The sequence below is a fragment of the Devosia sp. FJ2-5-3 genome (assembly GCF_029201545.1).
GTDB lineage: Bacteria > Pseudomonadota > Alphaproteobacteria > Rhizobiales > Devosiaceae > Devosia.
In genome coordinates, this window is sequence record NZ_CP104007.1 from 1,148,099 (window position 1) to 1,171,700 (window position 23,602).

The following is a 23,602-nucleotide window of genomic DNA, read 5'->3' on the forward strand; positions in this document are numbered from 1 at the left end:
GGTCGAAGACTGGCCCGGCCGAGGCCGGGGGCTCAACGCGGTTGCGTGTATTCAGTCGGAGTGCATTCGCCCATGGCAGGACCAGCATGACAAATACCATTCTGGAGATGCGCGGCATCACCAAGACATTTCCCGGTGTCAAAGCCCTGCAGGACGTCAATCTTGACGTGCGCGAAGGCGAAATCCACGCCATTTGCGGGGAAAACGGGGCTGGAAAATCGACGCTGATGAAGGTGCTGAGCGGGGTTTACCCGCATGGCTCCTATGACGGCCAGATCATCTATCAGGGCGCCGAGCAGCATTTTAAGTCCATTCGCGACAGCGAGCACAAGGGCATCGTCATCATCCACCAGGAGCTGGCGCTGGTGCCGCTGCTCTCGATCGCCGAGAACATTTTTCTCGGCAATGAAGTGGCCAAGGGCGGCGTGATCGACTGGGACGAGACCCGGGACGGAGCGCGCAAGCTGTTGAGCATGGTGGGGCTCAATGAGGACCCGGACACGCTGATCACCAATATCGGTGTGGGCAAGCAGCAGCTTGTCGAGATCGCCAAGGCGCTCTCCAAGCAGGTGCAATTGCTGATCCTCGACGAACCGACAGCCTCGCTTTCGGAAAAGGACAGCCAGGCGCTGCTCGAGCTTCTGACCGAGTTCAAGAAGCAGGGCATTACCTCGATCATCATCAGTCACAAGCTGAACGAGATCTCAAAGATTGCCGACCGGGTGACGGTGATCCGCGACGGGCGCACCATCGAGACGATGGATACCGACCAGATCACCGAGGACCGGATCATCACCTCCATGGTGGGCCGCTCGCTCGAAGACCGCTATCCCGCGCGCACGCCAAAAATCGGCGAAGTCGTGCTGGAGGTGCGCAACTGGAACGTCTTCCACCCCCAGCATCGCGAGCGCCAGATGATCCGGGACGTCAATCTCGTCCTGCGCCGGGGCGAAGTGGTGGGCATTGCCGGGCTGATGGGATCGGGGCGAACCGAATTCGCCATGAGCCTCTTTGGCAAATCCTACGGCCAGAAGATCAGCGGCGAAGTCTTCCGGAACGGCAAGAAGATCGACGTTTCCAACGTTGGCAAGGCCATTGCAAACGGCATTGCCTATGCCACCGAAGATCGCAAGACCTACGGGCTTAACCTCATCGACCATATCAAGCACAATATCACCGTCGCCAATCTGGCCGGCGTGTCGCGCTGGGGGGTGATCGATGACCTTGGCGAGCTCGACGCGGCAAACGACTATCGCAGGAAGACCAATATCCGCTCGTCAAGCGTCTATCAGGTCACCGGCAATCTCTCGGGCGGCAACCAGCAAAAGGTGGTGTTGTCCAAATGGCTCTATGCCAATCCGGACGTGCTGATCCTCGATGAACCCACGCGCGGCATCGATGTGGGGGCAAAATACGAAATCTACACCATCATCAACCAGCTGGCGGCGCAGGGTAAGGCGATCCTCGTGATCTCTTCGGAGATGCCCGAATTGCTGGGGATCACCGACCGCCTCTATGTAATGAATGAAGGCCGTATCGTGGGCGAAATGCCCACCAGCGATGCGAGCCAGGAAAAGATCATGCGCGCCATCGTGCGGGCTGAAGGGAAGGCATCATGACCACTCAAACCGCACCTGAAGCGGCCGGCGCACCGGCGCAATCCCAGGAGTTGAGCCTGGTGGGCGCGCTGCGCGCCAATATGCGGGACTATGGCCTGTTGCTGGCGCTGATCCTGATCATGCTGTTCTTCCAGTATTTTACCGCCGGCGTGCTGTTCAAGCCGGTGAATTTGACCAATATCATCCTGCAGAACAGCTATATCATCGTGATGGCGCTGGGCATGCTGCTGGTGATCGTCGCTGGCCATATCGATCTGTCCGTGGGGTCGGTTTCCGGCTTCGTCGGGGCGCTGGCCGCCATGCTCATGGTGGGGTGGAAGTTTCCCCCCGAACTGGCGTTTCTGGCCCATCCGATCGTGGCGGGGGCAATCTGTCTTGTGGCCGGGGCGGCGATCGGCGCGGCGCAGGGCTATATCATCGCCTATCACAGGGTGCCGGCTTTCATCGTGACCCTGGCGGGCATGCTGATTTTCAAGGGCCTGTCGCTGGCCATCCTCGCGGGCAAGTCCGTCGGGCCGTTCCCGGCCGAGTTCCAGATGCTGTCGGCGGGGTTCATTCCCGATCTGATCGGTCCGACCGTGCTGCCGATCCTGGCGGAGAACGGCAAGCCGGTGGCGCTGCACACGACCACGATGGTCATCGCCATCCTGGCGATCGTAGCTATGGTGTTCTTCGCCATCCGGACGCGCAACCGCCGCATCGCGCGCGGCTATGACGTCGAGCCGTTCAGCCTGTTCATCATCAAGAATGTGGTGATCACGGCGCTGGTGATGTTTTTTGCCTATATGCTGGCATCCTATCGCGGCCTGCCCAATGTGCTGGTGGTGATGGGCATCCTCATTGCCGGCTTCGTCTTCCTCACCAAGCGGCTGACCTTCGGCCGGCGCATCTATGCGCTGGGGGGCAATCTCAAGGCGGCGGCGCTTTCGGGCATCAAGACGGAACGGACGACGTTCTACATCTTCGCCATCATGGGGGCGCTGGCAGCGCTTGCCGGCATGATCTATGCGGCGCGCCTCAATTCGGCGACGCCCAAGGCCGGGCAGGGGCTGGAGCTCGACGTGATCGCGGCCGTGTTCATCGGCGGCGCCTCGGCGCTGGGCGGGGTCGGCCAGGTGGCGGGCGCGGTGATCGGCGCCTTCATCATGGGTGTGATGAACAATGGCATGTCGATCATGGGCGTCAATATCGACTGGCAGCAGATGATCAAGGGCGTGGTGCTGCTCGCAGCCGTGTTCTTCGATCTCTACAACAAGAACCGTTCTGCCTGAGATCCCTCGGGCGCCGGACTTGATGGGGGCCGCCGGGGATATCCGGCGGCCCTTTTGCGTTTTCACCCGGCGTAGGCGACGGCGATATCGAGGACGAAGGTGACCCCGAACCGGTCGGTGAGCATGCCGAAGAGGGGCGTCCAGCCGGAGGGGGCAAGCGGCTGGATGATGGTCGCGCCATCCGAGAGGCCGTTCCAATAGCGGGTGAGTTCGGCTTCATCATTGCCGCGGATGGATACGAAGATAGGGGCGATGCCGGCGTCATAGGGGCGGGCGGCGGGGACGTCATAGGCCATTATGGAAAAGCCGTTCGAGCTCTGGAGCTGGCCGAAGGCGACGAGGTCGGCCTCCTCGGGCGGGAATGACGGATAGGCCTGGGCGTGGGTTGCGATAACGGGTTCGCCGCCGAAGACAGAGGCGTAGAAGTAGAGGGCCTCGCGGGCCGAGTTGCGGAAATTGAGGTGGGTGGTGGTGGTGATGCTCATCGCTGGTTCCTTGCGGGGTTGATGGCGCTGTTATAGGGCTAGCCAACTGCCACTTTCAGACAGTTGAGCGATGGCCCGCGCCGACAGATTGCTGAGACTTTTGCAGGCGATGCGTGTGCTGCCGGCGCCGCTGACCGCGGCGCGGCTGGCCGAAGAGACGGGGGTATCCCTGCGCTCGCTCTATCGCGATATCGACAGCCTGCGGGCGGCGGGGGCGCGGATCGATGGCGAGCGGGGCTATGGCTATCGGCTGATCGAAGATTTCGCGCTGCCACCGCAGACTTTCGATCGAATCGAGATCGAGGCTCTGGTGCTGGGCCTCGCGGAAGTGCAGCATCTGGGCGATCCCGAGCTGGCCGCGGCGGCCCGGTCGGCCCTCGCCAAGGTGGCGGCGACCCTGCCAGATGAGAGGGAACAGCACTTGGTCCATGCCATATCGCAGGTCTATCGGCCGGCCGCGCGCTATGCGGTGGCGGTGGATATGGGCGTCATTCGCCAAAGCTGCTGGCAGGAGGAGGCGGTGGCGATCCGCTATGCCGATGCGGATGGGTCGGTGACGGAGCGCACGATCAGGCCGCTGGCGCTGGCCTATCATCAGCATGTTCTGGCTGTGCTGGCCTGGTGCTGCCTGAGACAGGATTTTCGGATTTTCCGGGCCGATCGCATCGCGGCGGCAGTGCGCACCGGAGAAAGTTTCCGACCCCGGCGGGCAAGCCTGTTGCGCGACTATCTCGAACGGCTCAATGCCGGTCGCTGAGCGGCAGGGCTATTGCGCCGCCTGCCCGCGGGCGCAGGCCTCGATATTGTTGCCATCGGGGTCGAGCACGAAGGCGCCGTAGTAGGCACCCGCACCCTGGCGTGGGCCCGGCGCACCATTGTCGGTGCCGCCATTGGCGAGGGCCGCCTGGTAAAATGCGTCCACCATCGCCTGGTCCCTGGCCTGAAAGGCAATATGCATCTGGTTGATGCCGGGGCGCGAGCCGTCCACCCAGTAGGAAGGACGGGTGGTGCCGATCCAGAGATAGGGAATGGGCTCGGCTGCGCTCTTGCCGAAGAGGAAGGCTTCATCACCATTGTCGATGGTCTGCAGCCCGAGTGCGGCGGCGATGGCGTCGTAGAAGCGGCGCGCGCGGGCGAGGTCGGTGACGACAATGCCGGTGTGATCAAGCATGATCGGATCCTCCTGAACGAGGAGAAAACGCCGCCTCCATCCACCGGTTCCTACAGCCGATGGACAGAGGCCAGCCTTATTGCAGGTTTTGCGGGACGCCGTCGGCGATGTCGTAATAGTCGCCCTTGTCGGCCACGAAGATGTGGAGCGCCAGCCTGGTCCTGGTGGGGCCATCGAAGGCGCCCATGAAGATGCCGATCCAGTCGAGATGGATCGGATCGAAGAAGAGCGAAGAACCGCAAACGGCGCAGAAGCCGCGACGGACATGTTCGGAGGATTGATACCAGCGCAGATTGTCCTCGCCGCTCACAGTCAGGGCAGATTTGGGGACATCGGTGCCGGCCTCGTAGTGGCCGGTCTGCTTGCGGCACTTGGTGCAGTGGCAGGCCGTGGGCGGGGCAAGTTCGCCCGCCACGGTGAAGGTGATTGCCCGGCAAAGGCAGGAGCCGTGGTGCATGTCATGACCTCAAGGGATGGGCGCCAGGTGTTGAAACCTTACGGCGCCATTGCTCACAAAGGCGGCGAAGGCGAAGTGCGAGAGATCGAGCGGGTTGGGCAGGCGGATATCGGACAGGTCGGGATGGCGCCTGCCGGTCTTCAGAAAGGACCGATCGACCTGGCAGATGAAGATTATCATCAGCCCGCGCGACAGGGCCGTGGCCTTCAGCGCCGAAATTTGCGCGTTCAGCGCGGGCTTCCGGCGATCGTGGTCGAGCGCCTGCAGATAGTCGATGACCACCAGAGTGCCGGCAGGCACGGCGGCCAGTGCTTCGCTGATGGTCGCGGCGGAGATGCCATCGGAGCAATCAAGGACGAGATTTTCGTGGTTGGCGCCGATCCGGTCGAGATGCTGGCCAAGCTCGTCGCGCGTGAACTCGAGACTATAGATATGGGACGGGGAGCCCGGCCGGGCAGCGGAATGGGCGGTCTCGAGCGCGAGAAGGGTCTTGCCTTCGCCGCGCCGGCCGGCGACGAGGACGAGATCGCCGGGCGCGAGGCGGCCGAGCAATTGTTCTGCAGCGGTGGCGGCCGGATGGGCGGCGGCCAGATGGCTCCAGCGATTATAGCCCTCGGACTGCGCGAGGACATCGAGCGCGGCGCCGAGCGGAATGGCGCGGGTGCGGGACAGGGACTTTGCCTGGCGTCGCAGGCGGTGGATGGGCTGGGAAAGCTTCATCGGAAACCTCGTGGGACGAGCGGTAGAAGCAATCCCTCCTCATGCCTGCGCTCACACAAGGGTGGCGGAAAATTCCATGCCCTGCAGGAGACTGCTTTCCCATTGGAGGGGGGAGGCGCGGGAATCGCCTGACCATGAGGCTACACGATTGGCGCGAGCGCGCAATCGTCGGCTCATTGGGTGTGTCCGGGCGCGCGGCAGGCGCACCCGGATGGCAAGGTTATTCCGCCGGGACGGGATTGGCCGGCAGATCCGGATCCTGACCGGCTGCGGTTTCTGCGGCGTCGAGTTCGCGTTCGAGCCGGGCCTCTTCCTCGATCTTGGGCTTTGAGAAGCGCGCGAGAAGCAAATAGGCGACCGGGGTGAGATAGAGCGTTGCGATGGCGGCAAAGGAGAGACCGCCGACCATCACCCAGCCCAGCGCGGCGCGCGCTTCGGCGCCGGCCCCGGAGGCGAGGACAAGCGGCACGCCACCGACGATGGTCGCGATCATGGTCATGACGACGGGACGCAGGCGGATGTTGGAGGCTTCCTCGATGGCCTCGCGCACCGGCATGCCACGATCGCGCAGCTGATTGGCAAACTCGACGATGAGAATGCCGTTCTTGGCCATGATGCCGACCACGAGGACAAGGCCGATCTGGCTGAAGATATTGAGGCTGCCGCCGGTCAGCAGGATGGCCCAGACGCCGGCCGCCAGGCCGAACGGCACGGTGGCCATGACGATGATGGCGCTCCAGAAGCTCTCGAACTGGGCCGCCAGCACGAGGAGGATGATGACCAGCGCAAAGCCGAAGGTGAGGAAGAGCGCGTTGTTGGCGGCGCCAAGCGTCTTGGCCTCGGCCATGGGCAGGATCGAGGTGCCTTCGGGCAGGAGCGGCGTGGCGATTTCGATCAGACGGTTATAGGCGTCGCCCAGGGCCATGCCATCCTCGAGGCTGGCGGCGACGGTGACGGCGCGACGCTGCTCCTCACGCCGGAGAGAGGGGGGCACGGCGGCCTCGGTGAGGGTGGCGATGGTCGACATCGGCACATAGCGGCCGTCGCCGGTGCGCACGAACAGGGTTTCGAGATCGCGGGGGTCGTTGACCGGATTGGTGGTCGAGACCATGCGGACCGAATAGCTCTGATCGTTGATGAAGATGGAGCCGACATTGGCGCCGTCGATCATGGCCTGCATGGTGGTGGCGAGGCCGTTGATGTCGATGCCGAGGGCAGACGCGCGGGCACGGTCGACGGTGAGGGTCAGCTGGGGCTGGCTGGTGTCGAAATTGACGCTGACCCGACCAAAGCCACCCTCTGCGTCGAGGGCGTCGGCTATGGTTTGGGCGGTTTCGGCGAGCACGGCATAGTCCGAGCCGGCAACGGCGAATTGCAGCCCCGAGCCGCCGCCGCGAATGCCCAGGCTATTGCCCTGGCCGACGAAGGCACGGACCCCGGGAACCTGGGTCATGAGGGCGGTGATTTCGGAGGCGATCTGCTGCTGGCTGCGGTCACGCTCGCTCCAGGGCGCGAGCGTGAGAGTGAGCGAGCCGCCGCTGCCCCAGCCGGAGAGAACGAAGATGGATTGTATCTCCCCGCTCTCGACATAGGGCTGGAGCATGGACTCGACCTGACCGAGGCGGGTTCGGACGAAATCTAGGCTGACGGTGTTGGGCGCCGAGACGCGCAGGGAGATCTGCGAGCGATCCTCGGGCGGGGTGATTTCCTGACGGATATTGCCCCAGACATAGACGGCGGAACCGGCAAAGATCAGCGAAACGATAATGATGACCAGGGGATTGCGCAGGGCGACGCCGAGCGTCGAGCGGTAAATGCGGGCAAAGAAGTGGCCGATGGCGGCAAAGGGGCCGCCGCCATGTGTCCTGGTCTCGGCCTTGAGCAGTCGCGAGGCCACCATGGGGCCCATGGAGAGCGCAACCACGGAGGAGAGCAGGACGGCGATGGCAAGGGTGAAGCCGAATTCGCGGAAGAGGCGGCCGGTTTGCCCGTCGAGGAAGGACAGCGGGACGAAAACCGCTGCCAGGGTCAGTGTGGTGGCGACGACGGCGAAGAACACTTCCTTGGTGCCGAGCACGGCGGCGGCACGCGGGCCGGCGCCCATGCCCTTGCGGCGCACGATGTTTTCGAGAACCACGATGGCGTCGTCGACGACGAGACCGGTGGCCAGCACAAGGGCGAGCAGGGTGATGATATTGAGCGAGAAGCCCGCCGCATACATGCCGGCAACGGCGCCGAGCAGGGCGATCGGCATGGAGATGGCCGGCACGATAATGGCGCGCCAATCGAGCAGGAAGAGGTAGATGATGGCGATGACGACGACGAGCGCCACGATGAGCGCAATCTCGACCTCGTGCAGGGCGCCTTCGATGAAGACGGCCTCGTCGCTCGACACTTTTATGGCGACGCCGGGCGGCAGGGTCTGATTGAGGCTCGCGACTGCGGCGTGGACTGCATGGGAGATCGAGACGGAATTGGACTGGGCCTGGCGGACGATGCCCATGCCGATGCCGGGGCGGCCATCGGCCCGGATGGCCGAGGTGCTGGCAGCGGCGTCGAAGACGACGGTCGCGACGTCGCCGAGGCGGGTGCGGCCATTGATGATGATGGCTTCGAAATCGGCCGGGTCGGTGATTTCGGAAATGGCGCGGACGGAAATGTTCTGGTTGGGGCCGTTGATGGAGCCTGCGGGCGCGTCGAAGGCGATGGTGGACAGGGCATTGCGCACATCGGCGACGGTGAGCCCGCGGCTGGCGAGCTTGAGCGGGTCGATATCGACCTCGAAGGCCGTGCTGCGCGTGCCGTAGACCTGGACCTCGGCGACGCCTTCGACGGCGCTGAGGCGCTCGGTAATGATGCCGTCCACCAGTTCGCTCAACTCGGCGACTGTCATGGTCTCGGAGGTGACCGCCAATTGCATGATGGCCTGGGCATCGCTGTCGGCCTTGAAGATCGTGGGCTCGCTCACATCCTCGGGCAGGCTGCGGGTGACGCGGCTGAGGGCATCGCGCACGTCTGAGGTGGCGATATCGAGATTGGTGCTGTCAGAGAATTCGAGGGTGACGCGGCTGCTGCCCACCGAGGAGGACGACGAAATAGAGGTGACGCCCTGGACGCGCGCAACGGCGCCTTCGACCAAGGCCGTGATTTCTCGATCAACAGTTTCGGCGGCGGCGCCGGGGAAGCTGGTGGAGATAGACAGGACGGGCTGCTCCACCCGGGGCAATTCGCGCACCTCGATGCCGAGCAGGGCCGCCAGACCGGCAACCACGATCATGGCATTGACCACAATGGCGAGGACAGGACGACGGACAAAGAGGGCGGCGAGCGAGCCGCCATTTTCGTTCTTGCTGGCAATCGACATGAGCGGCCTCTTTCTCAGTTCGTTGCGGGGGCGGTGGCCCCGCTGCCATCGGGACCGTCGAGCAGGGTGACGCTGGCGCCTTCGCTGAGCTGCAGGATGCCCTCGGTGATGATCGGGTCGCCCTCGTTCAACTCGCCACGCACCAGCACGCCGTCGCTGTTGCGCTGCACGATTTCGGCCATGACCTTGGTGGCCTTGCCGTCCTGGTATTTCCAGACATAGGAGCCTTCGGCCGACCAGAGAATGGACAGCGGATTGACCGCCGGGAAGGCCTCGCCGGGGAAGCTCAGGGCGACGGTAAAGCTCATGCCGGAGCGCAGGAGCGCGTCGGTATTGGGGATTTCGGCCTGGACCTGAAGCGTGCGGCTGGCTGGATCGATGCGGCTGTCGACGGCGGAGATGTCGCCGGTAAAGGTCCGGCCGGGCAGGGCGATGGCCGAGACGTCGACCGGCATGCCGGGGGCGATCTGGGCGGCGTAGCGTTCGGGCACCCAGAAATCGATGAGAATGGACGATGTATCGTCGATGGTGGTGATCGCGGTCTGGGCGGAGACGAAATTGCCCGGGGAGACGCGGATCAGGCCGATAGTGCCGGCGATGGGGCTGGTGATGGTGCGCCGTTCCAGCGCCATTTCGGCGTTGCGCAGCGCCAGTTCGGCATTTGAAACGGCGAGCTGGGCGGCCGAAACCGCGGTGTTGGCGACGACATTGGAACTGGCGAGGCCGGAGGTCCGTGCGAAGGCCGAGCGGGCATCTTCGGCGGCGAGGAGCGCGCGCTCATAGTCGATCTGTTCGGCGGCGTCATCGAAGCGGGCGATGATGGTGCCGGCCTCGACGCGCTGGCCTGGACGGACGAGGATTTCCGAGAGCTCACCGCCGGCTGGGGCGGTGACGGTGACCGAGCGCACGGGCGTGCCCTCGCCGATGGAGGAGAGGGTGTCGTTGATGGTGGCAAGCTTGACGGCGCTGGTGATGACATTGGTGGCGCGGCCGGCAAAGCCGCCCGGGCGACCGCCGCCTGCACCGCCTGCGGCAGGAGGGCGGCCCTGCGCACCGCCGGGTCCGCCGGGGCCGCGCTGTGCGCCCGCGCCGGGGGCCGCCGCATTGCCAGTGTCAGCGGCGGCGACGGACGGGGCAAAGGGGACTGCAATGCCCCAGGACGCGACCGTCTGCGGCGCACCTGGGACCAGATAGAGCCAGGCATAGGCCGCAGCAATGATGATGACGAGGGAAACGAGAAGCTGCCGGATCAAACCAGACCTACGAGGAATACGAAAAACAATGGCGCGACCATAGCAGGGTGAGAACTTGCTGGGGCATTACAATCGCGTAATTGTTTTTGGGCTGGTTGGCGTGGCACCCCCACCCGGTCTCCCCCTGGTAGGGGGAGGGGAAGAGCAGTGCGTAGGGAAGCTCTCAGCTTTCCACTTCGGCGTCAGGGCGGGCGCCCCATTCGGCCCAGGAGCCGTCATAAAGGGCGACGGATTTCGCGCCGGCCAGTTCGAGCGCCATGGCCAGGGTCGAAGCGGTCACGCCCGAGCCGCAGGAGGTGACGATGGGTTTGGACAGATCGACACTGCGCTCGGCAAAGAGCGCCTGAAGCTGATCGACCGGACGCATTTTTCCGCCTTCCGACAACAGGCTGACGGGAATGTTCCGGCTATTGGGGATGTGCCCGGCGCGGAGGCCGGCACGGGGCTCGGGCACTTCGGCATGGAAGCGCTGCGCGGGTCGGGCGTCGAGAATCTGGGCGGCGCCATCCCGGCTGCGCGCCTGCACCGTTTCGAAGTCGGTGACCATGTCGGGATTGAAGCGCGCCTCGAAACTGGCCTTGGTGCGGGCGACGAGGCCGGTTTCCAGCGGGCGGCGTTCGCTGCGCCATTTGGGGCCGCCACCTTCGAGGATATAGACGTTTTCGGCGCCAAAGCTGCGGAAGGTCCACCAGGCCCGGGGGGCGCTGAACAGACCGAGTTCGTCATAGATGACGATAGTGTCGGTATCGCTGATGCCAAGGGCGCCGACCATGCGCGAGAAATCGTCGGGGGACGGCAGCATGTGGGGCATGTCGCTCGACGTATCGGCAATACCGTCGATGTCGAAGAAGACGGCGCCGGGGATATGGCCATCGAGATATTCGGCCTGGGCATTTCGGGCCGCATTGGGAAGGTGCCAGCTGGCATCCACGACCACCACGCTGGGATCGGCAAGGTTTTGGGCCAGCCAGTCTGTGGTGACGAATGGGCTTTGCATGAGCGACTCCGGTTCTTGTTCGGCGCAGGATGGTCTGGCGTTCTGGCGGGGTCAAACGGCAAATTTGAGTCCGGAGGATGGCCGACCCCTAACCCAGTCTCCCGTGCCAAAGCAGGAGGGACGCGCAGGCTCCTAGTCGGCCAGGGCGAGGAGATCCTTGCTGGCGAAATGGAGGGTTGCGGTATCGCCGCGCTGGGGCGGGGCGCTGGCCTGGTCGTTGAACGTATCGACGCTGAGCGCTGTGCCGCCGACATCGATGCGCAGGCGAACGACGGAGCCGAGGAAGTGCACGTCCTCGATGGTTCCGGAGAGTGTCGTATCCGTCCCCGGGCGGGGCGAGAGCGAGAGCATTTCGGGGCGGATGGCGCGGAGCTGGTCGCGTGGAGCCGCAGGATCCACCAGAGTGGCGGGGACCGTATTGAGCTGGCCGACAAAGGTGGCGACGAAGCGGGTTTTCGGGCGGTTGTAGACTTCGTGCGGCGTGCCCAATTGCTCGATATTGCCCGCATTCATGACCACGACGCGGTCGGAGATGGAAAGGGCCTCTTCCTGGTCGTGGGTGACGAAGACAGTGGTGATGCCCAGATCGCGCTGAATGGCGCGGATTTCCTCGCGCAGGGAGACGCGGATCTTGGCATCGAGCGCGGAGAGGGGTTCGTCGAGGAGCAGCAGCCGCGGACGCGGCGCGATGGCGCGGGCGAGGGCGACGCGCTGCTGCTGGCCGCCGGACATTTCATAAGGGAAGCGCTTCTCGTAGCCGGAGAGGCCGATGAGTTTGAGCATTTCGTCGACGCGGGCACGGCGCTCGTCGGCCGGCATGCCCGCGACCTTGAGGCCGAAGCCGATATTGTCCCCGACATTGAGATTGGGAAACAGCGCATAAGCCTGGAACACCATGCCGAGCTTGCGCTGATTGGGTTTTAAATGGGTGATGTCCTGGCCTTCGACCCAAATAGTGCCCGAGGTGGGAGCCTCAAAGCCCGCGATCATCCGGAGGATTGTGGTCTTGCCGCAGCCGGACGGGCCGAGGAGGGAGATGAATTCCCCCTTGTCGAAGGCGAAGCCGACATTCTTGACCACAGTGGTGGCCCCGAAGCTTTTGACGAGATTCTGGACTTCGAGAAAAGCGGGCATGGTCAATCGTTCCGGACGGAGGTGCGGGGGGCAAAGCGGCCGAGCACACTGATCATGCCCATGGCGCCCCAGGTGATGATGAAGGCGATAATGGCGAGCGCCGCAGGCTCATAGGCGCGGTTGGTGCCGATATTGACGAGATAGGGACCGAAGGCCGGGCGGTTGAGAAGGCTGGCAATGGTGAACTCGCCGATGACGATGGCGAAGGTCAAAAAAGCGCCGGAGAGAATGGCGACGAGAATATTGGGCAAGATGATGCGCCAGATAATGGTGAGTTGGCTGGCACCCATGATCTGGGCCGCCTCGGTCAAGGTCTTCACATCGATGGTGCGCATGCCGGTGTCGACGGCACGATACATATAGGGCAGGGCGAGCGTCACATACGCCCCGGTGAGCAGGATATCGGTGCCGAGAGCGCTGCCGGTGAAGGGGATGATCGAGCTCGAATTGTAGAGCCGGATATAGCCATAGACGAGGATCAGCGCGGGAATAACCAGAGGCAGGAGAGTGATGAACTCGACCAGGGGCCGCAGCCAGGGCATGCGCAGACGGACGTAATAAACCGCCGGGACGACCACCAGAACGCCGACCACGATGGTGAACAGACCGATGACAATGGAATAGCCGAAGCTGGCGTGGAAGCGGGGATCGGAAAACACCGATGCATAGGCGTCGAAGCTGTATTCGCCCCGGCGCATGCGCAGCGAGAATTCGAAGGTCGCGATCAGCGGCAGGATGAAATAGGCGGCACCGATGCCGAAAACCAGCCAGGCCCAGAAGCGGTCGGACTTCATTTCATCCACCTCTCGGCGCGGGCCGCAATGACGAGATAAATGACATTGGCGAGCGAGGTAATGACGATCATGCCGATGGCCAGCGCGGCGCCGAGGCCCGGGTTTTGCAGCGCGTCGCCGCGGATCTGGTTGTAGAGCAGCACGGTGACGATGTTGAGGTTCGACCCGGTCAGCGCCCAGGCGGTGGCGATGGCCCCGAAGGCATTGGCAAAGAGCAGGGACAGTGTGCCGAGGAAGCTGGGCCAGAGGATCGGGAAGCCGATATAGCGCCAGAACTGCCAGCGGCTGGCGCCAAGGATCTGCGCGGCCTCGTTCCACTCTTTTTTGAGGCCATCGACCGCCGGGGCGATGATGAGCACCATCAGTGGGATCTGGAAATAGAGATAGGTGAGGGTGAGGCCCCAGAAGCTGAGCAGATTGAAGCCGGCGCGGTAGAGGTCGAAGCCGAAGACGGTCTTGAGGATGATGGTAACGAGCCCGAGCCGCCCAAGTGTGGCGATGAAGGCGAAGGCCAGCGGCACGCCGGCGAAATTTGAGGCCACACCGGAGAAGGTCATGACGGCAGAGCGGATGCCCGAGGGCAGGCGACCCCGAATGATGGCGAGGGTTATGGCCAGGCCGACCACGGCGCCGATGATGGCCGAGGCGCCGGAAATGCGGATCGAAATCCAGTAGGCGGCGATGATCTGGTCGGAGAAGAGACCGGCGAAATTGTCGAGGGTGAAATTGCCGGCCCGGTCGGTGAAGGCGGTGACCGCCAGCGACAGGGTGGGCAGGAAGAGGAACATCACCGCAAAGATGATGAAGGGCGCGACGGCCAGCGCGTCCCAGGGAATGCGGCGGCGGGGTTTTGGCGGTGCGGCAATGTCAGTCATAATTATGTTGGCCAGCGTCCAAGCCCCTCACCCTAACCCTCTCCCCGGAGGGGCGAGGGGACCGCTCCTGGGTTGTGGCGATATGGTGCCACAATCACTGATGTGCTCCCTCGCCCCTCCGGGGAGAGGGGTGGGGTGAGGGAGCTGATGCGCGCCATTCGGGCATAGCCCTCATGGCTTCTCGCCTCAGATCGCTCCACTGGAGCGATCTGCCCTTTCGGGACGGGTCGAAGTTACTGCACGCTGGCGCCGACGGTGGTGTCCCAGCCGGTGGTGATGGTGGCCTTGTTGGCGTTCTGCTCTTCGATGGAGGGGAAGACAGCCTTGGCGTAATTTTCGGCCGCCGGGAGCTTGGCCATCAGATCGTCAGGCAGCTTGCCCTGGTCCGCGAGCGCGTTGAAGCGGATCGGGTGGCAATAGCCTGCAAGCCAGTGCAGCTGGCCTTCGTCGGAATAGAGATATTCCATCCAGAGCTTGGCAGCGTTGGGGTGGGGCGCAAAGGCGGAGATGGCCTGGACATAGACGCCGGCCACAACGCCATCGGAGGGCACGACGACGTCGATCGGCGGGTTGCCGTTGAGATTGTCGCGCGCCGCGAGGAGATTGTAGTCCCAGTTGACGGCGATGGGCGTCGTGCCCTGGGCAATGGCGGCGGCCTCGGCATCGACGGGAACGAAATTGCCCTTGTCGTTCAGAGCCTTGAAATATTCGAGACCGGCCTGGGCGGCGGCATCCTGTGCGGCGCCGGTGGAGAGGCCTGCCGCAAACACCGACATGATGGCGTTGTTGGCGGTGCGGGGATCGCCGGCGAGGGCGACCGAATTGGCGTAGTCGTCCTTCATCAGATCGGCCCAGGAGGCGGGATTGTCGCCGTCGATGATGTCCTTGTTGATGCCGAAGGCGAGCACGCCGTAATAGTCGCCATACCAGAAGCCGTCAGCGTCCTTGGCGTCGTCGGGGATTTCTTCCCAGGTGGAGACCTTATAGGCCTGGAGCAGGCCTTCATCCTTGGCCTGGGGGCCGAAGGCGAGGCCGATATCGAGCACGTCTGGCGCCTGCGGGCCGGTATTGCCTTTATTGGCGCGGACAGCCTCGAGCTCGTCGGCCGAGCCGGCGTCCGGATTGAGCTCGTTGACCGTGATGCCGGGATATTTGGCCTTAAAACCCTCGATCATGCCGCCATAATTGCACCAGGAATGGGGAAGGGCGATGGTCGTCAGCTGGCCCTCGGCCTTGGCCGCTTCATAGAGCGCTTCAAGGTCGGCCTGGGCGAAGGCAGGAGCGGAGAGACTGAGTACCGTCAGTACTGAAACGGAGGCGGTGAGCGCAGACTTGAACGTCATTTGAAACTCCCTGAAAAGCTGTCGCGGAGGCTTGGCCCAGCGAACGGGCGAGGGAGTAGATGGCGCCGATGACAGAGCGATGACGGGTCGTTCCTGGGGATATCCGGCCTTTCCAAGAGGCCGGGCCACCGCCCGCAATCCGTCGCTCGCCTCATCAGGCTCCTGTCTTTGGCTCCTCCCAGCCGTAGGGGGACATTGCCCAATTGTGACAGTTTCGTCCAGATGGTCAAAATAATGGCGCCGGGCCCGAGCTTTCGCGCAGGACCAGTTCGACCGGCCAGAGCTCATGCACCGCGTCGGAGGGCTTGCCGCCCAGCACCTGGAGGACGAGATCGCCGATCCGCATGCCGGCCTGCCGGATCGAGGATCGGGTGGTGGACATGCTCGGATACATGTTGTCGGCGTTGAGATAGGGGAAGACGTCGTCATGGGCGATCATGGAAACGTCTGTGCCCAGTTCCATGCCCGCCTGGCGGATGGCGCGGAAGACGCCAAGCGCGGTCATCATCGAGCCGGCGAGGAAAGCGGTGGGGCGGGGGCGCAATTCCAGCATGGCCTGCGCCGTGCGGAAGGCCACTTCGTCGGTGAACGGGGAATTGCTCATCAAGGCGGGATCAAAGGATACGCCCCGGGCAGAGAGGGCGGCGAGGTAGCCGAGCTCCCTGTGCTCGGCAAAAGTGCGCCCCTTGAGGCCGTTGAGCAGGGCAATACGGCGGTGGCCGAGATCGAGCAGATGGCCGGTGGCCCGCTCCAGCGCGCTGGTATTGTCGATGTCGAGCCAAGCCACGGGCGTGCTGATATTGGTGCGGCCATGGAGCACGAAGGGAATGCCGAGCTCGATCAGCAATTCGGCCCGCTCGTCGGTGAGCGTGGGCGAATGCAGGATCATCGCATCGACCTTCTGGCTGGCGGCGAGGCGCCGATAGGCGGTGAGTTCTTCCTCCTGGCTGGCAACGGTTGTGACCAGGATGTCGATGTCCTGGCTGGCCATGCGCGCGCCAAGCCCGGAGAGGAATTCGGACATGTGTGGGCCAAGCTCGTCCGCCCCGCGCAGGACAAGCCCAATGGCGCCGGCGCGACCGGTGGCCAGCCGCAAAGCGCTGGCATTGGGCCGATATCCCAATTGATCGGCGGCCTCCGCCACGCGGAGCCGCGTGGCTTCCTTGACCTCGGGATAGCCGTTCAGCGCGCGGCTGACGGTGGTCTGCGACAGGCCAAGATGTTCGGCAAGGTCCTTTAGTCTCATAGTGGCGTATGGCCCTAATGGTTTGCCAGGGGCGGTCGGTTCGTTGACCGAAAAGCCGTCCGTCACACGCCAATAGGGCAGGCAGGACCCATTGAACAAGGGTGGTCTGCCATCTCCTCCGAAAACTATTCAAAGCGATTTCAATTTTTGATGCAAGTGGGTGCGCGCTGCGCGCTATCCTGAGGTGCGTACATCAGACTGCGAATGGTCCAAGTTTACCAATTCCCCGGCTGCTTACCTTTAAGTAGTTGAGAAATAATGATAAAAATGAATTCTGCTGGCCGAGTTCTTAAAATCACGATTGGCGGAGCTTGACAGTATTGCGCCGCTCTGGTTCTTTTTCATCCAAAGCGCTTTGAAAAAGCCTGACGCAATAAGTCGGCAAAGCGTCTTTCGGGAGGAAAATGGCGGGCGCGCCAGCGCTTGCGCCTGATCCTCCCCACATGCGCAATGGTTTATCGGGAGGAAATCCAATGACATTGAAGAAACTGCTCATCGGCATGATGGCGAGCGTGACGCTGGTGGCAGGCGCCGCCCAGGCCGCCGAGCTGTCCATTGTGTCCGGCGATACCGGCAATGGCCTCGAATTCCTGCGGACCCAGCTCGACAAATTCGAGGCGAATACGGGCCATAAGGTCACCATCGTGCCCATGCCGTCCTCGACGACGGACCAGTTCGGCCAGTACAAGCTGTGGCTTGCGGCCGGCAATACCGACATCGACGTCTACCAGACAGACGTGATCTGGGCACCGCAACTGGCCGATCAGTTCCTCGACCTCACCGAAGCCGCCAAGGATGTGGTGGGTGACCACTTCCCCTCCATCATCGAGTCGCAGACGGTCAACGGCAAGCTCGTCGCCATGCCGGCCTTCACCGACGCTCCGGCGCTCTACTACCGCAAGGATCTGCTCGAAAAGCACGGCAAGACCGTTCCGACCACCTGGGCCGAACTGACCACGACCGCCCAGGAAATCATGGATGCGGAGCGCGCCGAGGGCAATTCGGAAATGTGGGGCTTCGTGTTCCAGGGCAATGCCTATGAAGGCCTGACCTGCGATGCCCTCGAGTGGGTCAAGTCCTATGGCGGCGGCCAGATCGTCGAGGCCGACGGCACGATCTCGATCAACAACGAACAGGCTGCCAAGGCCATCGACATGGCGGCAAGCTGGATCGGCACCATCTCTCCGGAAGGCAATCTGGCCTATATGGAAGAAGAAAGCCGCGGCGTCTGGCAGCTCGGCAATGCCGTGTTCCATCGCAACTGGCCCTATGCCTATTCGCTCGGCAATGGCGGCGACTCGCCGATTGCCGGCAAGTTCGACGTGGCGCCGCTGCCGGCAGGCGACGGCCCCGATGCCCGATCGGCTGCAACGCTGGGTGGCTGGAACGTCGCCGTTTCCAAGTATTCGCCCGATCCGGATGCCGCCATCGAACTGGCGCTCTATCTGAGCTCGTCCGAAGTGCAGAAGGAACGCGCCCTGATGCAGTCCAACCTGCCGACGATCGAAGCGCTCTATGACGACGCCGATATCGCCGCCGGCCAGCCGATCATCCCGGCCTGGAAGGAAATCTTCCAGAACGCGGTGCCGCGTCCGTCCGCGCCGACCCAGGGCAATTACAACGAGGTCTCTTCGCTGTTCTGGAGCGCCGTCCACTCCACGCTTTCGGGCAATGGTACGGCCGCCGAGAACCTCGAAGTTCTCGAAGCCGATCTCGAAGAGCTCAAGGGCGACGGCTGGTAAGACCTCCCCGGCAGTCGAACATGAGGCGGACGGTGACCAGTTCACCGTCCGCCCTTTCTGATGGTGGTGCATCGCATCGAGGGAGGAGACCAAGATGGCGACGGAAACGATGGTAACGGCCGGGGTCCGGCCAGCACCCAAGATAAAGTCGGAACTAACGCAGCAGCGTGTGCGGGCCGCTCGCTGGTTCCTCCTGCCGATGCTGATCGCACTGGCTATCGTGGCCGGGTGGCCGCTGCTTCGATCGATCTATTTCTCCTTCACCGACGCGTCCCTCAGCAATCTCGAGGGTGCCCAGTTCATCGGCTTCGGCAATTATTTGCGCTGGCAGGTGCTCGACAGCGGAGCCGTGCGCTGGCGGGGCCTTTTGGCCGATCCGGCCTGGTGGAATGCCGTGTGGAACACGGTTCGGTTTGCGTTCACTTCGGTGGCCTTCGAAGCCGTGCTCGGCATGATCGTGGCACTGGTGCTGAATGCCGAGTTCCGTGGCCGCGGCCTTGTCCGCGCTGCCATCCTGATCCCGTGGGCTATCCCCACCATCGTTTCGGCCCGCATGTGGAGCTGGATGCTCAACGACCAGTTCGGCATTCTCAATGATCTGGGCATGCGGCTTGGTCTTCTCAGCCAGAAGGTTGCCTGGACCGCGACGTCAGAAACGGCGATGACTGCGGTGCTGATTGTCGACATCTGGAAAACGACGCCCTTCATGGCGCTCCTGACGCTGGCGGGCCTCCAGATGATCCCCAAGGACATCTATGAGGCCGCTGAAATCGACGGCGTGCATCCGGTCAAGCAGTTCTTCAAGATCACCCTGCCGCTGGTGCGGCCGGCGCTGATGGTGGCGATCATCTTCCGCCTGCTCGACGCGCTGCGCATTTTCGACCTGATCTATGTGCTGACGCCGAACAGTGCCGCGACCAAGACGATGAGCGTGCTGGCGCGCGAAAATCTCTTCGACTTCGACAAGTTCGCCTATGGCTCGGCGATGTCGACGCTCCTGTTCCTGATCATCGCCTTCCTCACCATAATCTATATCTGGCTCGGGCAGGTCCGATTTGACGGGGGAGACCGCTGATGACTGCGACCTTCGACCTCTGGAAATTCACCAAATGGGCGCTGTTCTACCTGTTGGTGACCTTCATCGTGGTGGTGAGCGTCTTCCCATTCTACTACGCCATCATCACCAGCTTCAAATCCGGCACGGCGTTGTTTCAGATCGACTACTGGCCGACCTCGTTCTCGCTGGACAATTATACCGCCGTGCTGAGCACCGGGAGCTTCCCGCGCAATCTGCTCAACTCGATCTTCATCTCGGCCATGACGGTGCTGCTGGCGCTGTTCCTGGCGGTGACGGCGTCCTTCGCGCTGAGCCGCGTGCGGTTCCGGGGCAGGGGGCTGTTGCTGCTGACCATCCTTGCGGTCTCGATGTTTCCGCAGATGGCCGTCCTTGCGGGTCTCTTCGAGCTGATCCGCTTCATGGGCATCTACAACACGCCCTGGGCGCTGATCTTCTCCTACACGATCTTCACCCTGCCCTTCACAGTCTGGGTGCTGACCACCTTCATGCGCGACCTGCCGGTGGAAATCGAGGAAGCGGCGATTGTGGACGGGGCGACGCCATGGGTGATCATCACCCGCGTGTTCCTGCCGCTGATGTGGCCGGCACTGGTGACGACGGGTCTTCTGGCCTTTATCGGGGCCTGGAACGAGTTCCTCTTCGCGCTGACCTTCACCGCGAACAATGACACCCGAACTGTACCGGTGGCGATCGCGCTGCTGTCGGGCAGCACGCAATACGAAATCCCATGGGGCCGGATCATGGCGGCATCGGTGATCGTCACCGTTCCGCTCGTCGTTCTGGTTCTGATTTTCCAGCGCAAAATTGTGTCCGGCCTGACCGCTGGCGGCGTGAAAGGCTAGGGAGAGAAAAGATGGCTTCAATCGAACTGCGCAATGTCCGCAAGTCCTTCGGCATGGTCGACGTGATCAAGGGCGTGGATCTGGAGGTCTTCAAGGGCGAGTTCATGGTTTTCGTGGGCCCGTCCGGTTGCGGCAAGTCCACGCTTTTGCGCCTGATCTCGGGCCTTGAGGATATCACCTCCGGCGAGATGCTGTTTGACGGGCAGGTGGTGAACCACCTCGCGCCCTCCAAACGCGGCATCGCCATGGTGTTCCAGTCCTATGCGCTCTATCCGCATATGACGGTCTACGAAAACATGGCCTTCGGTCTGACGCTCGAAAAGGGCAAGGACAAGGAAGAGATCCGCAAGCGCGTCGAGAAGGCCGCCGACATGCTGCAGATCCGCCAATATCTGGATCGCCTGCCCAAGCAGCTCTCGGGTGGCCAGCGCCAGCGCGTCGCCATCGGTCGCGCTATTACGCGGGACCCAAAGGTGTTCCTGTTCGACGAGCCGCTGTCCAATCTGGATGCGGCGCTGCGCGTGGCGACCCGCATCGAGATCGCCAAGCTGCACGAGGAAATGGACAATGTCACAATGATCTATGTGACCCACGACCAGGTGGAAGCGATGACGCTGGCAGACCGCATCTGCGTGCTGCGCGACGGGCTGGTGGAGCAGGTGGGTACGCCCATGGAGCTCTATGAACGGCCCAATTCGGTGTTCGTTGCCGGGTTTATCGGCTCGCCGAAGATGAACTTCATCGGTGGCGAGAAGGCCCAGGCCTATGGTTGCGATACGCTGGGTATTCGCGGCGAGCACATTACCATCGTGCCTGAAAACGGGGTGTGGAACGGCAAGGTGATCCATACCGAGAACCTTGGCGCCGACTCCTATGTCTATCTCGAGATGGGTACGGAGGAACCAGTGGTGGTTCGGCTCGACGGGGCCAATGACTACAAGAGCGGCGATGTCGTCCAGCTCTCGCCGATGACGGACCGCATCCATCGTTTCGACGCGGCGGGCAAGCCTGTCGCCTAGGGAGATCACAATCGGCGGGGCGGCCACATCGTCGTCTTTTCGCCACGCCACAACTTGTCGGGCCGTGGTGCGTTCACCTCCAATGATCTTGAGGCGAACGCAGTTTGCGCCGACGGCACAGAGAATACACGCAGGCCGGTGTCTCCCCACCGGCCAAGTCAAATCAGGAGACTATCGATGACGATCCGTACCCTCGTCTGGGGCGAGAATGTCCACGAGCAAAAGAACAAGACAGTGGCGGAGATCTATCCCCAGGGGATGCATGGCCAGATCGCCAAGCTGCTGTCCTCCGATCCCAATCTGTCGGTGAAGACGACGACGCTGCAGGAGCCGGAGCACGGCTGCACCGAGGAGGCGCTGAGCCAGACCGATGTGCTGATCTGGTGGGGTCATGCGGCCCATGACAAGGTCGATGACGCCGTCGTCAAGCGCGTCATGGAGCATGTCTGGCAGGGCATGGGCCTGATCGTGCTGCATTCGGGCCACCATTCCAAGGTCTTCAAGGGGTTGATGGGCGCGCCTGCCAACCTCAACTGGCGCGAGGCGGGCGAACGCGAGCGCCTGTGGGTAGTCAATCCAGGCCATCCGATCGCCAAGGGCCTGCCGGCCTATTTCGAGCTTGAAAACGAAGAGATGTATGGCGAGCCCTTCACCGTGCCGGAGCCGCTGGAGACGGTATTCGTCTCCTGGTTCCAGGGTGGGGAGATTTTCCGCTCTGGCCTGACCTATCGGCGCGGCGCCGGAAACATCTTCTATTTCCGCCCGGGTCACGAGACCTATCCGACCTATCACGATGCCACTGTCGGCCAGGTGCTGCGGAATGCCGTCAACTGGGCTCATAACGGCGATCGTTATGCCCGCCTGATGAAGGCGCCCAATGTTCCCGTCGGCGAGGCCATTGAAAAGATTGAAGAGCGCGGCCCCAAGCTCAGCTCTGCCGACCACGCCGGTGAAGTGAAGGCCTAGCCCATTGCAGTGGAGTCATTCCCGTGAAAGCGGGAGCCTCCGTTGAGAAAAACAGTGGTTCCCGCTTTCGCGGGAATGACCCCCGTGTAAATTGCAATCGGGCTAAGGCGCCCAAGGAATAAAACTATGCGTATCCTTATCCTGGGTACTGGTGGCATGGCGAACCAGCATGCCAAGCACTTTGCGGCCATCGAGGGCGTAACGCTCGCAGGCGGCGTCGATGTGGACCCGGCCCGTGTCGAGGCGTTCAATGCCGCGCACGGGATCGAGCGCGGCTTCGGTTCGCTCGATGCGGCTCTCGCCTGGGGCGAGTTCGACGCCATCGCCAATGTCACGCCGGACAGTATCCACCATCCGACGACCATGGCTGCGCTCAATGCGGGCAAGCACGTGTTCTGCGAAAAGCCGCTGGCCACCGACTATGCAAAGGCGATGGAAATGACCGAGACGGCCGAACGGCTTGGTCTCGTCAACATGGTCAACCTCACCTATCGCAATGTCGCCCAGCTGCAGAAAGCGCGCGAAATCGTGCAGTCGGGGCTGGTCGGTACGGTCAAGCATTTTGAAGCCAGCTATCTGCAGAGCTGGCTGGTGTCGAAGGCCTGGGGCGATTGGCGCACGGAGAGTCAATGGCTGTGGCGCCTCAGCAAGAAGCACGGTTCGAACGGCGTGCTCGGCGATATCGGCGTTCATATCCTCGATTTTGCGGCCTATGGCGCGGGCAGCGATTTTTCCCGCGTGTTCTGCCGGCTGGAAACCTTCGAGAAGGCCGAGAACAACCAGATCGGCGAATATCAGCTCGATGCCAATGACAGCTTCGCCATGACCGCGCAGCTCGAGAACGGCGCGCTGGGGGTCATCCACGCCACGCGCTGGGCAACGGGCCATTTCAACGAGCTGCGCCTGCGTATCTATGGCGACAAGGGGTCGGTGGAAGTACAGCATCGGCATGACTGGTCGAAGCTGTTCACGTGCCTCGGGGATGATATCGAGACCGGGACCTGGACCGAGGTGCAGGTAGACCCGGTGCCGACCAATTACATGCGATTTGCCGAAGCCGTGCGCGCCGGACGCAATCTGGAGCCGAGCTTCCGGCATGCGGCCAATATTCAGAAAGTGCTCGATCTGGGTTCGATCACGGATCGCGACCGGACCGAGCATCGGGTCTAGGAGCGGTCATCCGGCTCCCACGATCGGGTAGAAGAAAGGGCGCCGGTTGGGGCGCC

The 23,602-nt window shown here is 62.9% G+C and carries 21 protein-coding genes; 9 read left to right on the forward strand and 12 right to left on the reverse strand.

Annotation, left to right across the window (positions count from 1 at the left end):
- Window positions 1-86 precede the first annotated feature (86 nt).
- Both mmsA and mmsB read left to right on the forward strand, forming a co-directional pair.
- Window positions 87-1,619: a multiple monosaccharide ABC transporter ATP-binding protein gene (mmsA, locus tag N0P34_RS05495; RefSeq protein ID WP_275606008.1), complete on the forward strand. Its 1,533-nt coding sequence runs from the start codon at window positions 87-89 to the stop codon at window positions 1,617-1,619.
- 80 nt (window positions 1,620-1,699) lie between these two features.
- Complete coding sequence (mmsB, locus tag N0P34_RS05500; protein WP_275606930.1) at window positions 1,700-2,890, forward strand: multiple monosaccharide ABC transporter permease; 1,191 nt, start codon at window positions 1,700-1,702, stop codon at window positions 2,888-2,890.
- A gap of 62 nt (window positions 2,891-2,952) precedes the next feature.
- Here mmsB and N0P34_RS05505 read toward each other — a convergent pair whose 3' ends face one another.
- Window positions 2,953-3,375 (reverse strand): VOC family protein, encoded by a 423-nt coding sequence (locus tag N0P34_RS05505; protein ID WP_275606009.1) that lies wholly within the window; start codon window positions 3,373-3,375, stop codon window positions 2,953-2,955.
- A gap of 70 nt (window positions 3,376-3,445) precedes the next feature.
- Between N0P34_RS05505 and N0P34_RS05510 the strand changes: the two genes are divergently transcribed.
- Complete coding sequence (locus N0P34_RS05510; RefSeq protein WP_275606010.1) at window positions 3,446-4,132, forward strand: YafY family protein; 687 nt, start codon at window positions 3,446-3,448, stop codon at window positions 4,130-4,132.
- Window positions 4,133-4,141: 9 nt separating this feature from the next.
- On the opposite strand, the gene N0P34_RS05515 is transcribed toward N0P34_RS05510, so the two are convergent.
- The 11 genes from N0P34_RS05515 to N0P34_RS05565 all read right to left on the reverse strand — a co-directional run bounded on the left by N0P34_RS05515 (window position 4,142) and on the right by N0P34_RS05565 (window position 16,729).
- The gene (locus tag N0P34_RS05515; protein WP_275606011.1) at window positions 4,142-4,546 is read right to left on the reverse strand and encodes a VOC family protein; all 405 of its coding nucleotides are present in this window, start codon (window positions 4,544-4,546) and stop codon (window positions 4,142-4,144) included.
- Between the two features lie 76 nt (window positions 4,547-4,622).
- Window positions 4,623-5,003: a GFA family protein gene (locus N0P34_RS05520; protein WP_275606012.1), complete on the reverse strand. Its 381-nt coding sequence runs from the start codon at window positions 5,001-5,003 to the stop codon at window positions 4,623-4,625.
- A 9-nt stretch (window positions 5,004-5,012) separates the two neighbouring features.
- A complete protein-coding gene (locus N0P34_RS05525) occupies window positions 5,013-5,723 on the reverse strand; it encodes a DNA helicase (RefSeq protein WP_275606013.1) in 711 nt (236 codons plus the stop codon).
- A 220-nt stretch (window positions 5,724-5,943) separates the two neighbouring features.
- Window positions 5,944-9,087 (reverse strand): efflux RND transporter permease subunit, encoded by a 3,144-nt coding sequence (locus tag N0P34_RS05530; protein ID WP_275606014.1) that lies wholly within the window; start codon window positions 9,085-9,087, stop codon window positions 5,944-5,946.
- Window positions 9,088-9,101: 14 nt separating this feature from the next.
- Window positions 9,102-10,340: an efflux RND transporter periplasmic adaptor subunit gene (locus N0P34_RS05535; protein ID WP_275606015.1), complete on the reverse strand. Its 1,239-nt coding sequence runs from the start codon at window positions 10,338-10,340 to the stop codon at window positions 9,102-9,104.
- Between the two features lie 163 nt (window positions 10,341-10,503).
- Complete coding sequence (gene sseA, locus N0P34_RS05540; protein WP_275606016.1) at window positions 10,504-11,337, reverse strand: 3-mercaptopyruvate sulfurtransferase; 834 nt, start codon at window positions 11,335-11,337, stop codon at window positions 10,504-10,506.
- Between the two features lie 132 nt (window positions 11,338-11,469).
- Entirely contained in the window at window positions 11,470-12,471 is a 1,002-nt protein-coding gene (locus N0P34_RS05545; RefSeq protein ID WP_275606017.1) for an ABC transporter ATP-binding protein, read from the reverse strand.
- A gap of 2 nt (window positions 12,472-12,473) precedes the next feature.
- The gene (locus N0P34_RS05550; RefSeq protein ID WP_275606018.1) at window positions 12,474-13,265 is read right to left on the reverse strand and encodes an ABC transporter permease subunit; all 792 of its coding nucleotides are present in this window, start codon (window positions 13,263-13,265) and stop codon (window positions 12,474-12,476) included.
- Complete coding sequence (locus N0P34_RS05555) at window positions 13,262-14,140, reverse strand: ABC transporter permease subunit (RefSeq protein WP_275606019.1); 879 nt, start codon at window positions 14,138-14,140, stop codon at window positions 13,262-13,264. The genes N0P34_RS05550 and N0P34_RS05555 overlap by 4 nt, the downstream gene beginning before the upstream one ends.
- A 233-nt stretch (window positions 14,141-14,373) precedes the next feature.
- The gene (locus N0P34_RS05560; protein ID WP_275606020.1) at window positions 14,374-15,483 is read right to left on the reverse strand and encodes an extracellular solute-binding protein; all 1,110 of its coding nucleotides are present in this window, start codon (window positions 15,481-15,483) and stop codon (window positions 14,374-14,376) included.
- 226 nt (window positions 15,484-15,709) lie between these two features.
- Window positions 15,710-16,729, reverse strand: a complete 1,020-nt coding sequence (locus N0P34_RS05565) for a substrate-binding domain-containing protein (protein ID WP_275606021.1) — start codon at window positions 16,727-16,729, stop codon at window positions 15,710-15,712.
- A gap of 473 nt (window positions 16,730-17,202) precedes the next feature.
- On the opposite strand from N0P34_RS05565, the gene N0P34_RS05570 reads away from it, so the two are divergent.
- The 6 genes from N0P34_RS05570 to N0P34_RS05595 all read left to right on the forward strand — a co-directional run bounded on the left by N0P34_RS05570 (window position 17,203) and on the right by N0P34_RS05595 (window position 23,546).
- Window positions 17,203-18,471 carry an ABC transporter substrate-binding protein gene (locus N0P34_RS05570; RefSeq protein ID WP_275606022.1) on the forward strand — a complete coding sequence of 423 codons (1,269 nt, stop codon included), beginning with the start codon at window positions 17,203-17,205 and terminating at the stop codon, window positions 18,469-18,471.
- 94 nt (window positions 18,472-18,565) lie between these two features.
- Window positions 18,566-19,546 carry a sugar ABC transporter permease gene (locus N0P34_RS05575; protein WP_275606023.1) on the forward strand — a complete coding sequence of 327 codons (981 nt, stop codon included), beginning with the start codon at window positions 18,566-18,568 and terminating at the stop codon, window positions 19,544-19,546.
- Entirely contained in the window at window positions 19,546-20,391 is an 846-nt protein-coding gene (locus N0P34_RS05580) for a carbohydrate ABC transporter permease (RefSeq protein WP_275606024.1), read from the forward strand. The genes N0P34_RS05575 and N0P34_RS05580 overlap by 1 nt, the downstream gene beginning before the upstream one ends.
- A gap of 11 nt (window positions 20,392-20,402) precedes the next feature.
- A complete protein-coding gene (locus N0P34_RS05585) occupies window positions 20,403-21,410 on the forward strand; it encodes an ABC transporter ATP-binding protein (RefSeq protein ID WP_275606025.1) in 1,008 nt (335 codons plus the stop codon).
- A 177-nt stretch (window positions 21,411-21,587) separates the two neighbouring features.
- On the forward strand, window positions 21,588-22,376 hold the full coding sequence (locus N0P34_RS05590; protein ID WP_275606026.1) for a ThuA domain-containing protein: 789 nt from the start codon (window positions 21,588-21,590) through the stop codon (window positions 22,374-22,376).
- Window positions 22,377-22,502: 126 nt separating this feature from the next.
- Window positions 22,503-23,546 carry a Gfo/Idh/MocA family oxidoreductase gene (locus tag N0P34_RS05595; RefSeq protein WP_275606027.1) on the forward strand — a complete coding sequence of 348 codons (1,044 nt, stop codon included), beginning with the start codon at window positions 22,503-22,505 and terminating at the stop codon, window positions 23,544-23,546.
- Window positions 23,547-23,602 lie beyond the last annotated feature (56 nt).